This is a genomic window from Anaerovibrio sp. RM50 (genome assembly GCF_000622005.1).
Classification (GTDB): domain Bacteria; phylum Bacillota; class Negativicutes; order Selenomonadales; family Selenomonadaceae; genus Anaerovibrio.
On sequence record NZ_KK211384.1, the window covers coordinates 44,666 to 57,394 of the forward strand.

Here is a 12,729-nt window from a genome sequence, read left to right on the forward strand (position 1 = left end):
AATTGCAACTATATTAATATTATAGTAGCACCACTTTATGAAAACAAGGTGATTTGCCGCAAAAAAGAAAGGCGTCCCTCCTTTTCCAGAGGAACGCCACAGTTTTATATTAATACTCACCAGCTACATCAATAAAGCCAAAGGTGTCTTCAACTTCACCGGTATGGAGGCCATCGATGTAATCGTACATCTTCTGGGCAAATGGTCCAATCTTGCCCTCATTGAATACCATCTTGGTATCAACGCTGTCATAGCCCAGCTCGCCTACAGGAGAAATTACTGCCGCAGTGCCGGAGCCAAATACTTCCTCCAGTTTGCCGTTCTTGTAGGATTCCAGCAGCTCATCCGTGGAGATTCTGCGCTCCTCCACCTCATAGCCCCAGGCCTTGGCCACCTGCAGCACAGTACGTCTGGTAATACCGTCCAAAATAGTGCCGTCCAGTTCAGGAGTAACAATCTTATTATCAATCTTGAAGAGGATATTCATGGAACCAACTTCACCAATGTACTTGCGCTCAACACCGTCCAGCCACAAAGTCTGGTCGTAGCCCTTCTCATGAGCTACCAGGCCTGCATGAAGGGAAGCGGCATAATTGGCAGGAGTCTTGGCAGCACCCAGACCGCCACGAACTGCTCTTACATAAGTATCCTCCACCATAATCTTAACAGGTGCAAAGCCATGGGCATAATATGCAGCCACAGGAGACAGGATAATCATCAGCTTGTAGCACTTGCTGACGCTAACCCCCAGATAAGGGTCATTGGCAAAGATAAACGGACGAATATAAAGGCTCTGACCAGGGCCATCAGGGATCCAATCCTTTTCAATGTCAATGAGCTGCATAAGGGCATCATACACCAGCTTCTCGTCAACCTGTGGAATATCCAAAATCTTGGCAGATTTATTCAGTCTTGCAATGTGGTCCTTGGCACGGAAAACTACAGCCTTGTTGCCCTTGTAGTGATAAGCCTTGCAGCCCTCGAAAATTGCCTGGCCATAATGAATTGTGGTGTTTGCCGGACTAACCTTAATGTCCTCATAAGGCACAATGCGTGGATCATACCAGCCCTTGCCCTCCTCGTAGTCCATTACAAACATGTAATCAGTAAAATGTGTGCCAAAGCCGATTTTGGTAACATCAGGCTTTGCTTTCAAAGTATCCGCCTTCACAAAACGAACATCTGCCATAAAAATACATCTCCTAACTTTATGCACCTTTTTAGTGCACTTATGTAAACATATAATAATGAATTATAGTCTTTTCACTGTAATAAATCAAGAATTTTTTGGCATATTTTGTCATTTTTTGTAAACCATGTCCACAAAACAGCAACTACAATTCCAACAGCACCTTACCAATTTTATCAATCATATCCGTGGCAATCAGCCCATTGCCGTAGTCCTCATAGGCCAAATCCCCGGCTCTGCCATGAACATACACTCCCGCCAGCGGGGCCCCATCGGCCTTTGTCTGGCTCCACAGCCCCCCAATGGTGCCTGCCAGCACATCACCACTGCCCGCTGTTGCCATTCCAGGATTGCCCACTGTGGTAACATACATTCTTCCATCAGGATAGGCAACAATTGTTTCCTCACTTTTGGCTGTCAGAATTACATTATTTTCTTCTGCTGTCTTTTTTATTATATTGCAACGATCCTTCTGCAATTCGCTGACAGAAATATTCAGAAGAGCGGCCAGCTCTCCCAGATGGGGAGTCAATACAGGTACATGGTTGCACTTTTTTAGCAGGCTGCACTGTCCGCGAAAGGCGTACAGACCATCTGCATCGATTATCAGGGAAGTCTCCGTGCGACAGACAAATTCCCGCACCAGCTCCATGGTACTGTCCTGGCGGCCCAGCCCTGGTCCCATGAGAACTACATCGAACTGTTCTGCCTTTTCCAGCAGAAAATCCAGTCCTTCCACTCCCAGATATCCCTTTTCAGCTTCTTTTACGGGTATGGTCATAACCTCAGTAAGCTTAATTTCAAATATATTATTAAGACTTTCCCCGCAGGCCAGACTTACAATCCCTGCCCCGGCCCTCATGGCTGCCCGGGAAGCCATAACGGCTGCCCCCGTAAGCCCTGTAGAGCCGGCAATAATCAGCACTCTTCCGCAGGTCCCCTTATGGCAATTCCTTGGCCGTGGCAACATAATTTCTCTTACCAGCTCTTTATTTATGGGAAGTAAATCCACCTTCATAGCCACTACCCCTTATCCTTCCATTACGCATTGAGCTACTGCACTGTTTTTCGAATGGCTAATACTCAGCCAGATATGCTTTACCCCTTTTTTCTCAGCATATTCCGCAAACCATCCGGACAGCTTCACCCTTGGACAGCCCATATCATCATTATAGATATCTATGTCCACCAGCTCACCGCCCCTAAGGCCGGTTCCAAAGGCCTTCAGGATAGCCTCCTTGGCCGCAAAACGCCCCCCGAAGGACTGAACGCTGCTTTTCCCCCGGGCCTGGCAATATTTAATTTCTTCCGGAGTAAAGACCCTTTTTAAAAATGCCTCACTAGAAACAGCCTTTTTCACCCGCTCCAGTTCAATAATATCTACGCCAATTCCTATAATCATACCATTTCTCCATACGAAAAAAGGGCCCCAAAAGAGCCCTTTAACATTAACGAATTGTTTGCATTGCCGATTTATCCAGATGAACTGCACGTTCGATGAGAACCTCAACACGACGGTTCTGGGTACGTCCCTCGTCAGTTACATTATCAGCAATTGGTCTGTACTGGCTGCACCCCAATGCGCTGAAACGGGCCGGATTCATGCGGGAATCCTGGGCCAGAATATATTTCATAAAATTCAGGGCACGTGCCGAGCTGAGCTCCCAGTTGGAAGGGAACTGTGGTGTGTTAATCGGAACATCATCTGTATGACCGGAAATCAGAATGCGCTGCGGAATAGGGGCAATCAGTGCTGCAATGGCAGGACCGATACGCTGCACTCCTGGAACAAGATCAGCTGAACCGGAAGGGAACAGCGCCTTTTCCTTGATTCTGATCATAAGCCCATCCTCTGTGAGAGTGGTGCTCAGATCCTCCTGCAATTCATTTTGGTCAATATACTGATCCAGGCTCCTCTTTACAGCCTCCAGCTGATTATTCTCTGCCAGATATGCCTCGGCACCGCCATCCTCATCAGACAAATAGTCACGGGAACTGGTGGCTGAAGGGCCAGCCCCCTGGAAGAAGGACGGACCGCCCAAATTAAAGGCAGAACTGAATGCCTGTGCCATCTGAGTCAGCTTGGTTTCATCAGTCTGGGAAATTGCGAACAAGCAAATAAACAACGCCAAAAGCAGAGTCATCAAGTCAGAATAAGGCAGGAGCCAAGCCTCTGAAGCTTCTTCTTCATGGGGCTTTGGTCTTTTCTTCTTTGCCATCTGTTACTCCTCCTTCTTCAAGCCTTCGCGTGCCGTCTGAGGAATGAATACCATCAGCTTGGCCTCTATTGCTGTAGGAGAGTCACCTGCCTGCAAAGACAAAATACCCTCGATAATCATACGCTTTTGATTAATTTCCTGCTCAGACAGAATCTTCAGCTTATTACAGAACGGAAGCCACAATACATAACCGGTGAATATACCAAGTATTGTTGCTACGAATGCCGCCGCAATGGAGTGACCCAGCTTATCAATATCATTCAAGTTACCAAGTGCTGCAATCAAACCTACTACGGCGCCAAGTACGCCCAGTGTCGGTGCATAGGTTCCTGCCTGTGAGAACATGGAACGGTTTTCTGCATGACGGGCCTGCATAATGGACAGCTCCGCATCAAGAACATCACTTACGAATTCAGGCTCCATACCATCAATAACCATACCCAGACCAGTACGGAAGAACGGATCCTCAATCTCCTGAACCTTGCTTTCCAAAGCCAGAATACCTTCACGGCGGGCCAGCTGAGACAATTCAATAAATAATGTCAGGAGTTCGCTGGAAGACTGCAGGGCATTCTTTTTGAAGGTCATGCCAATGAGTTTAGGGAACCTCACCACCTGGTCCATACGGAAACCGATGAAAATACAAGATGCGGTACCACCTATGATAATTAGGAACGCCGCAGGATTGTTCAGCGCTGATATTGGAGCACCCTTGATTACCATACCAACGAATACTGATATGAGACCCATAACCAGGCCAACGACTGTCGCTAATTCCAAAATAATTCCCCCCGTTCAACCCATTACATGCTGTAAATATGACGAACATATATAGATTGCAATTATTTTTTCTATCACGGGCACAGCTGATCCAATCACTGCGCCTATATACTTTGTATATTCAACAGAAGTACAAAAAATCCTACTCCCACAGATAAATATATACTAATTATACAACAAAATTATCAAAAATCCAAAATACTTAATACCTAAATATTTACAAATATTAAACAAGAATAAATTTTTATTATACAACCATAAGAGCTATTTAAGATTTGTGTAATATATGATATAATAATCAGCGGATAATTTTGATTTATCGGTCATTTTTCCCTATTTATTATATCGGAGTGATTACCAATGGAATTAAGACAGCTAGAATATTTTCAGATGGCGAGTCGGTTAAAAAATATCACCAGGGCGGCAGAACGTTTAAATGTTTCCCAGCCCAATATTACAGTGGCCATCAAAAAACTGGAGGCCGAACTGGGTATTCAGCTCTTTGACCGCAGCCAAAAGCAGCTTTCCCTCACCCCTGAGGGCACAATTTTTCTTAATCGCATTGAACTGGCTCTGAGAAACATTCAGGATGCCGTTCTCGAAGTCAACGACTATAAGCAGCTGCAAAAGGGAACCATAAAAATTGGCATTCCGTCCATGATAGGTGCCTATCTGTTCCCTAAAATTTTCTCCAGCTTCCAGCACCTCTATCCTCACCTGGATATTTATCTCTACGAGGAGGGTTCCATGACCATTCGCGAGAAGTTGGAGCGGGATGAGCTGGATTTTGGTATTGTTATACTGTCTGATGCCTCCTCCAACCTGCAGCTCCTGCCTATGGCCCGAAACCAGATTGTGGCCTGTGTTCCCAATGAGCATCCGCTGGCCCACAAGAGCTCCATAAATATCAACGACATCAGTGAGGCTGATCTTATAATGCTGAAGGAGGGTTCCTTCCTTCGCTATATGGTTTTAAATAAGCTGAAAATGGCAAATATTTCCCCAAATATTGTGCTGGAATCCAATCAGATTGAGACCATCAAAGGATTGGTCAGCAGCAATGTGGGCATCTCCTTCCTGCTTGACTTCATTGTAAAGGGAACCCCGGGCATTAAGATTCTGCCTTTCGAGGATCCTATCTACGTTGATTTGGGCCTTGCCTGGAAAAAGGAACGCTATATTTCCAAGGCTGCCCAGTCCTTTATTGATTTCTGCAAAAACACTCTGAACGAGCATCATTAAGATACTCTCCTTCAGAAAACATATTCACCATAAAAAAGGCTTTGGTTATGCTAAAACGCATTTCCAAAGCCTATTATATTGCCTATATATTTTATTGTTACTTTTTACCTCATCTGCCCCAAATAATGGGTCACAAACTGGCGGGCACTTCGGCCGCTCCGGCCTGAATGCTCCAGATTCCACTGATGTCCCAAAATTCTCAGTTCTTCCCGTTCCAGATGAATTCCCTCCTGCCCAAGGAAGTGGTCTATAATATCCAGATATTCATCCTGGGTCGGTTCCAGATATGTAATGATAAGGCCAAATCGGTCCGACAGGGATATGGTCTCGTTAATGCTGTCATTTCTAAAGAGCTCATCCTGACCATCCACCCTGTCCCGCCAAGTCTCACGAATAAGGTGACGCCTGTTGGATGTAGCATAAATCAGCACATTTTCCGGGCAGGACTCTACGCCTCCTTCAATGGCAGATTTTAAATACTTATACTCGCTGTCTGATTCCTCAAAGGACAGATCATCAAAAAAGATAATAAACCGCTTGCTGGCATACTGTCGCAGTGTTGCCATGATTTTAGGCAGCTCATTAAGCTGTGCCTTCTGCATCTGAAGCAATCTCAGGCCCTGACTATAATATGCCTTTGCCAGTGCCTTAACCCCGGAAGATTTTCCTGTTCCCCTGGCTCCCACCAGCAGCACGTTGTTGGCTGGTCTTTTATTTATAAAGGCCAGGGTATTATTGATAAGCTGTTCCTTCTGACGCTTATAGGCAATAATATCCTCAAAATCCATAGCCTCAAAGTGACGTATCCCCTTCAGCTTCTGATGCTTTGTATCCCAGGAGAAGGCCTGATGGGAAGCGATTTCTCCATAGCCGTACTTCTGATAAAACACCAAAAATGCCTCTGCCACTTTTTCTGGTGTAGTACAGCCCGCCAGCTGCTTTTCCAGGAAATCAGTGGCCTCAAGAGTATAAGGAATAGACGGGGAATAGTCATCCAAAATACTTATATTGACAATGCCGGAGGCCCTGTTGAACAGCAATGGCATCAATTTTTTTATGTCATGTACAAAGGCTTTTTTAAGGCTCTCACCAATTGCTCCCTTGGATACCTCAGCCATTTTGGCTGCCAGACAGCCCTCCTGACTGAGAAGATGAAGAAACAGGGCACGTATCAGATTACCGCTCCATCCTTCGTTTTCTGCCTTTTCCACCAGATGCCCCGCGAAGGCATGGCTAAGGGCCAAATCATCAGGCTGTCTGCTGGAGGCGATAAGCTCCTGTACCAGCTTGTCCTTCAATATACTTCTGCACACCAGCATATTTTCAAGGTCAATCGAAATCATTTTATGACCTCCCATTTTATCTTCGTTTCATATAGGAAATAATATCCTGGGACACCTGTAAGGGCGATAAATCAGTGGTGTCCAGTGTATAATCCGCCTGGGCATACATGGGCTGGCGCTCCGCCAACAAATCAATAATCCCCTGTCGTCTGTCCTCCATGGCATCCAGAATAGGTCTGGTCCCCCTTGTGGCGGTTCTTTCCATAATGGAATCAACACTGGCGGAAAGACACACAATCTTGCCAGTACGCTTAAGAATAGCCACGTTTTCAGGGTCCTTTACAGTACCGCCCCCAGTGGAAATTACCACGCTTTTTCTGGAAGCCACTTCCCGGCACATTTCCTTTTCCTTCTCCCGAAAATAGGCCTCACCATGCTTCTCGAACATTTCAGGAATAGTCATGTGATATTTTTTCTCGATGGCTTTATCCATGTCAATGAACTTAAATCCAAGCATGTTGGCCAACATACGGCCGGTGCTGGATTTGCCAACCCCCATAAAGCCAATTAACACAACATTTTTTATCATAATCCACCCTGAACCCTGTTCCTGTATTTATCCAATGCACTGAGCAAATCCACCATGGCGTCCCCGCCAAATTTATCCAGCATTGCCTCTGCAATAACAATGGCTGTCATAGCCTCCCCCACCACAGATGCAGCAGAAACGGCGCAGCAGTCACTGCGCTCCTTGCAGGCACTGACCTCTGTTTTGGAGCCGATATCCACGGAATTAAGGGGCTGCATCAGGGTTGGAATTGGCTTCATACAGGCCTTGATACAAATTTCCTCACCGTTGGTCATACCACCCTCCAGACCACCGGCCCGATTTGTTTTTCTATATACCCTGTTGGCATCGTCCAAAAACATTTCATCGTGAATCTGGCTGCCCGGAAGCTCGCCGCACTGGAAGCCGGCACCAATTTCCACGCCCTTAATGGCCTGAATGGACATCATGGCCCAAGCCAGCTTGCCGTCGAGCCTTTTATCCCACTGAATATGGCTGCCCAGGCCAAGAGGTGCCCCACGGACAATAACCTCAAATACCCCGCCCAGGGTATCTCCGGCCTTCATGGCTGCCTGTATCTTTTCCTTCATCTTTTCTTCCGCCTCGGGGTCATAGCAGTTAAGCTCAGATTCCCCACTGCCAATTTTGCTTCTGTCAATATTGGCCTCATTGACGGAGACGCCCCCAATTTTGATAACCTGGGATACCACCGCAATGCCACAGGCCTTCAAAAACTCCTTACAAAGGCCCCCCACAGCCACTCTGGCTGCGGTTTCTCTGGCACTGGCACGCTCCAGAATATCCCTGGCATCATTGCGGTCATACTTGAGAACCCCTGTCAGATCAGCATGTCCCGGGCGCACCGCAGTAACCTTGTCCCCAAACTCCGGGCCAAATACCGACATACGGTCAGTCCAGTTCTGCCAGTCACGGTTCACCACCCTAAGGGTAACGGGATCACCCATAGTCTCCCCGAAGCGGATACCGGAAACCACATCTGCCTTATCCGTCTCTATTTTCATACGTCCGCCACGGCCATAGCCCTGCTGACGGCGTGCCAAATCCTTGTTAATGCTGTCAATATCTATCTTAAGCCCTGCGGGGATTCCTTCCACAATGGCCGTAAGGCACTGTCCATGGGATTCACCGGAGGTCAAAAATCTGAAATTGCTCATAAAACACCTCATAGCTGATATTCTTTTTAAATACAAGTACCTTTTAATTCTATGATAAGTGTTTACATAAAGCAAGAAAATATCCCTATTTTCCACCTAATAAGTAAAATATTGAAACATTAATATGGCACTCCAGTCCTTGTGGTGAGTATTTTATGGAAAGAGAATTGGTTTTTGTATAACGGGAGTCCTGCTGCATAGTCTTAAAAAAATCCATAATCTGGAAATAACCGCCCCTCAGCCCCAGCTCTATAGGCTGTTCTGTACATTTGTCCCCCCTTATGGCCTTCCCCGGCTTCATGGAAATTAATTCCAACCCCTTTTCCTCTGACTGGCGTTGAATAATGTCAATAAATCCCGATATTGATTCATTATCGGGAAGCAGCCTGTCAATCCTTTGATATTCCTTTGTCAGCCGGGCGAAATATACTTCAATATCTCCATTGGCATTTTGGAAGCTGTTAATATCCTCCACCTGATTTTTAAGGGAATGGAGGGTATTTTCATTTTCCTCAATTTTATGTAGGCTCTGGGGCAGAATAATAAAAATATTCAGTAATATGATAAACAGCCCCAACACAACAGCTACGCCCCCAATATATATTTTTACAGGCACCAGCCTATAACTGCCCCTTGCAAATAAATTCCACATTGCCCTGTTCACCCTGCTGAGTTTTCTCAATGGATATTTCTCTTCCCAGTGTACTTATGTATTTTACCAACAAACCTACATTTTCTGCCTTTCCCTTCAGTATAAGCTCCTTATTGTTCTCCGCCCTGACTTCATCCAGAGTAATCCCCGTCGCAGGCACATGGGATAAATGCACCATAACAGCATATCCCGACATGCCTAATCCCCTGTCCTGCAATGAAGCCAGTATTCCAGCTTTTGTTTTACTGGTCACAGCCAATTCCCGGGCCTCTTTTTTTATATCATTGGCATTTTCAAGCAATGCCAGCTGCTGTTTATACCCATGGCTTTCTTCAGCCAGCTCCTGATTTTTCAGAAAGAAACCCAAACAGATAAATACGGATATTAAAACATTTATGGCCAGAAACAAAGCACCTATTTTCAGCCAGTTCCAACGATAAAATATAGCCGGAACCCCTTCAAAGGAATATCCAAGTTCCCTTATGTAATTAAACGCTGTACAGATAAGTTCCCTTTCATCATCACAAAGATTATCCGGGGAAATATTACCCCAGGAAAAATCCTCCATAACTTCCCATAATTCATCAGAAACCTCCCGAGGCTCCAGTGCCACTACCCCGGCAATGGAAACATCTCCCCTGTAGTCATCAATGAAATTTCCGTAATCCTCTGCCGACAACTTTTTTACTGTCAACCAATCATCTTGGTATTTATATGTCCATCTGCAGCTTTCCCCGGAATATTCCATTTCCAGCTTAATTGCCTGCTCCGCCTCCTTTGGAGTTAGCCCCGGCATCTCACGGGCCACAGTTTCCAGCAGCTGATCTCCTATACAAAAAACCACCTCGCTGCCTCCGGACCCATGAATAACCAATCTGGCTGTCAGCCTCTGGCGGAGCTCTGCTGTCTCCCCCGCCACGGAATCCACCCACATCACGGAAACACCGTTCTTTTTGTCCACTCTGAGACAGGCCATGTAAGCTATATTTTCCTGGGGATAAACCGCCACCACATCCCTATATTTCTGCTGAAAAAAATCATTTAGTATCAATAAAAACATCCCTTTAAAACAAATCTGTCTGTGTCCTCATCAAAAACCAGAATGTAACACACCTGGGCCTTGCTGCTATCCTTTTCCGCCACTGCCCAAATAATCACTTGGCTGTTTCCCTCTCCCACAAAGACCTGACAGCGGCCCTTTTCATTTTCCACAGTCTCTCCCAAAGGCTTCATTTTTCTTCCCTCTGTAAGAATGTCCCTCAGCAGTTCATTGTCCAGATGTATTTTCTCATATTCCCTTTCAGCTGCCGACTCCGCCATTATCCTCAACTCATTACTGACTATACTATCTTCCACGGCCCTATGCTCCATTTTGTTCAACTGCCCCATGGCTGTCACCAAAAGGGAGGCGGCAAATACCATTATCACTGCCATAAGGGAAATACTGCCCCGATCATTATCCATAATCATTCATCGCCATCAGTTTTAGTATACTTTTCTTTAAGCCAAATAAGCCGGCTGTAAATGTTGTTTTCAATGGTATCCACTCTGCCAGTGGCCTTATTTTCCAATGTTATATGCATAACCACCTTATGGGGCAATTCCTTTTCAAAGGTAATATCCCTTATATTCACATATTGCCTGGCATCACTGCTGGAAATTGGTTGACCATTAAGAGAAAACACCCCTTTACCCTCCGGGTCAGTATAAAACTGCAGTCTGTCAGTCACTTCCCCATCATAATCCACCCGCTGAAGGAATAATTTATGACTGCCCGTAACATCAAGATCATAGGCGCACCTTACCCTTTGACTGACGATATTGGTAATGGTCCTGATTTCCTCCACATAGGCCCATTGGCTTGCAATTTTAATATAATTGCGGCAAAACACCCCATAGGCCGTCATCAACGCTGTCATCAGCGCAATACATAATGGCAGGCACACCAAAATTTCAGTCAGGGTAAAGCCCCCATCGTCATAGGCCCTCCCTATTTTCGGCCTCATAATTTGCATTTTCCATTTCCACCCTGTCTATATATTCCTGTCTGGCCAGTTCCTCCAAAAAACGCTGTTCCATTTTAACTGAATCCTCATACACCAAAAAGCTGAATTTCACCATCCCTGCCAGGGACAGGAGAAAAATCCCCAAAAGCAGTACATCTATAACCACAAACCCTGCATCATCTTTACTCAATTCGTATCCGCCCCACTCTGTCTACCACCACTTTGCGGCTTTTGTCTTTCAGCCGCAGCTTAAAGGTACAATTGGAGGTTTCCCCATTCCTATGGAAAACCGTTTCCTGCCTGTTGCAGATCAACATAAATCCCGGAGGTAGGGACCAGGACTCCCTGGTTTTATTACCAATCCGACACGTATATCCTCCGCCTTCCTCATCAACCACCAATTTAGGCAATTTATTATTATCCCTATAACCCTTTGCGACAAAAATATCCATATCTCCAGATAATTTTTTCACGTATTCCAGACGCTTGACCAGAAGGCTTACTTCATAATCCAGCCTATACTGGTCAACAAAACCTATGGTGGGCAGTGCTATTCCAAGGACTGCAGCCATTATAACTACCGCTATTATAACCTCCACAATACTGGAGCCCCTGTCCAGCACAACAAAGTCAAATACATACCGATTATTTCCTCCCCATAAATTAGCCCCACAGAGCTTCCTATTGCCAAAAAGGGCCCGAAGGGAATGGCTTTCTTCCTGTATTTCCATAGGCTGTCCACCCCATCTTTCATTACCACCATCAACAAATAAAAAACTACATATAATCCCCCAATGGCAAAGGAGGCATACAGTGCCGTTACGGAAGCCTGGGGCCCCAGCCAAATGCCGGCAGCAGCTCCCAGCTTTACATCCCCCATGCCCAGGCTTTCCTTTGACATGTATCGTATAAGGAACAAAACACCCCCAAAGACTGCTGCCCCTATAAGAACATCTCCCGGGTGTCTCTCCGGCAACAGTCCGCAAATCACCAAGCCTATTAGCCCCATTACTGCCACCAGCCCGTTAAAGAGCCGCTTATAGTAATAATCCAGTATCCCCAAAGGCACAAGGGTAATGTTAAATAGTGGAATAATCCACCATCTGTTCATGGATTGGGAAAGAAATAGCTCCCCGGCAGTTATGCAAAGGTATAAAACTGTCACTTCCCAAAAATGTTTCCTTATCAATTCCAGTGCTTCCATCATTACGCCCCGCCATCAGACTTGTCCTGCCGCCCGAAATCTGCCAAAGGGTGCCCATCACAAAGAGCCTCCTTTTCCTCAGTGTCTATGGTATATTCTGTATCGGAAATCTCCCCCACCGTTCCGTCCCGAAGAAGATATTTACCCTTGGGAGGCCTAATATCCGAGGCATTCTTTACATAGTCCTCCAAATCACCCAAAACTGACGGATATTGACCTGTTTCCGTATAATACATCATAATTGCCCCGTCAATGGTCTGCAGATCCGCCTGTATTCTTGCCGTATTGGCCATTGCAATGGCATTATTGTATTTGGGCACTGCCACAGCCAAAATAATGCCCACAATTGAAATATAAATAATCAGCTCCAACATGGAAAAACCCGCTTCATTTCTGAAATTCTTCACCTTC

The 12,729-nt window shown here is 45.8% G+C and carries 17 protein-coding genes; 1 reads left to right on the forward strand and 16 read right to left on the reverse strand.

The genetic code is table 11. The annotated features are described in order from the left end of the window. Positions 1–109: 109 nt before the first annotated feature. The 5 genes from T525_RS0113140 to motA form a co-directional block, all read right to left on the reverse strand. A complete protein-coding gene (locus T525_RS0113140; protein ID WP_027407555.1) occupies positions 110–1,189 on the reverse strand; it encodes a branched-chain amino acid aminotransferase in 1,080 nt (359 codons plus the stop codon). 145 nt (positions 1,190–1,334) lie between these two features. Next, entirely contained in the window at positions 1,335–2,207 is an 873-nt protein-coding gene (locus T525_RS15300) for an NAD(P)H-hydrate dehydratase (protein ID WP_051533614.1), read from the reverse strand. 12 nt (positions 2,208–2,219) lie between these two features. After that, positions 2,220–2,591 (reverse strand): holo-ACP synthase, encoded by a 372-nt coding sequence (gene acpS / locus T525_RS0113150; protein ID WP_027407556.1) that lies wholly within the window; start codon positions 2,589–2,591, stop codon positions 2,220–2,222. A 46-nt stretch (positions 2,592–2,637) separates the two neighbouring features. Continuing rightward, positions 2,638–3,408 carry a flagellar motor protein MotB gene (locus tag T525_RS0113155; protein ID WP_027407557.1) on the reverse strand — a complete coding sequence of 257 codons (771 nt, stop codon included), beginning with the start codon at positions 3,406–3,408 and terminating at the stop codon, positions 2,638–2,640. A gap of 3 nt (positions 3,409–3,411) precedes the next feature. After that, on the reverse strand, positions 3,412–4,158 hold the full coding sequence (gene motA, locus T525_RS0113160; protein ID WP_051533622.1) for a flagellar motor stator protein MotA: 747 nt from the start codon (positions 4,156–4,158) through the stop codon (positions 3,412–3,414). Between the two features lie 390 nt (positions 4,159–4,548). Here motA and T525_RS0113165 point away from each other — a divergent pair, with 390 nt between their 5' ends. Then, positions 4,549–5,430, forward strand: a complete 882-nt coding sequence (locus T525_RS0113165; RefSeq protein ID WP_027407559.1) for a LysR family transcriptional regulator — start codon at positions 4,549–4,551, stop codon at positions 5,428–5,430. A 104-nt stretch (positions 5,431–5,534) separates the two neighbouring features. On the opposite strand, the gene T525_RS0113170 is transcribed toward T525_RS0113165, so the two are convergent. The 11 genes from T525_RS0113170 to T525_RS15305 form a co-directional block, all read right to left on the reverse strand. Then, complete coding sequence (locus T525_RS0113170) at positions 5,535–6,773, reverse strand: ATP-binding protein (RefSeq protein WP_027407560.1); 1,239 nt, start codon at positions 6,771–6,773, stop codon at positions 5,535–5,537. A 16-nt stretch (positions 6,774–6,789) separates the two neighbouring features. Next, positions 6,790–7,299, reverse strand: a complete 510-nt coding sequence (locus T525_RS0113175; protein WP_027407561.1) for a shikimate kinase — start codon at positions 7,297–7,299, stop codon at positions 6,790–6,792. Next, positions 7,299–8,456: a chorismate synthase gene (gene aroC / locus T525_RS0113180; RefSeq protein WP_027407562.1), complete on the reverse strand. Its 1,158-nt coding sequence runs from the start codon at positions 8,454–8,456 to the stop codon at positions 7,299–7,301. Before aroC ends, T525_RS0113175 begins: the two co-directional genes overlap by 1 nt. 85 nt (positions 8,457–8,541) lie before the next feature. Beyond that, complete coding sequence (gene pilO, locus T525_RS0113185; protein WP_027407563.1) at positions 8,542–9,108, reverse strand: type 4a pilus biogenesis protein PilO; 567 nt, start codon at positions 9,106–9,108, stop codon at positions 8,542–8,544. After that, a complete protein-coding gene (locus T525_RS0113190; protein ID WP_156945842.1) occupies positions 9,077–10,159 on the reverse strand; it encodes a hypothetical protein in 1,083 nt (360 codons plus the stop codon). Before T525_RS0113190 ends, pilO begins: the two co-directional genes overlap by 32 nt. After that, positions 10,156–10,572, reverse strand: a complete 417-nt coding sequence (locus tag T525_RS0113195) for a hypothetical protein (protein WP_037325723.1) — start codon at positions 10,570–10,572, stop codon at positions 10,156–10,158. Before T525_RS0113195 ends, T525_RS0113190 begins: the two co-directional genes overlap by 4 nt. A gap of 2 nt (positions 10,573–10,574) precedes the next feature. Continuing rightward, positions 10,575–11,114, reverse strand: coding sequence for a hypothetical protein (locus tag T525_RS0113200; protein ID WP_027407566.1), 540 nt, complete (start codon positions 11,112–11,114; stop codon positions 10,575–10,577). Then, positions 11,086–11,304, reverse strand: a complete 219-nt coding sequence (locus tag T525_RS0113205) for a hypothetical protein (RefSeq protein ID WP_027407567.1) — start codon at positions 11,302–11,304, stop codon at positions 11,086–11,088. Before T525_RS0113205 ends, T525_RS0113200 begins: the two co-directional genes overlap by 29 nt. Continuing rightward, the gene (locus tag T525_RS0113210) at positions 11,297–11,713 is read right to left on the reverse strand and encodes a Tfp pilus assembly protein FimT/FimU (RefSeq protein ID WP_156945844.1); all 417 of its coding nucleotides are present in this window, start codon (positions 11,711–11,713) and stop codon (positions 11,297–11,299) included. Before T525_RS0113210 ends, T525_RS0113205 begins: the two co-directional genes overlap by 8 nt. After that, positions 11,701–12,321, reverse strand: coding sequence for an A24 family peptidase (locus tag T525_RS0113215; RefSeq protein WP_027407569.1), 621 nt, complete (start codon positions 12,319–12,321; stop codon positions 11,701–11,703). Before T525_RS0113215 ends, T525_RS0113210 begins: the two co-directional genes overlap by 13 nt. Next, positions 12,321–12,725 carry a prepilin-type N-terminal cleavage/methylation domain-containing protein gene (locus T525_RS15305; protein ID WP_051533615.1) on the reverse strand — a complete coding sequence of 135 codons (405 nt, stop codon included), beginning with the start codon at positions 12,723–12,725 and terminating at the stop codon, positions 12,321–12,323. The genes T525_RS0113215 and T525_RS15305 overlap by 1 nt, the downstream gene beginning before the upstream one ends. Positions 12,726–12,729: the final 4 nt, after the last annotated feature.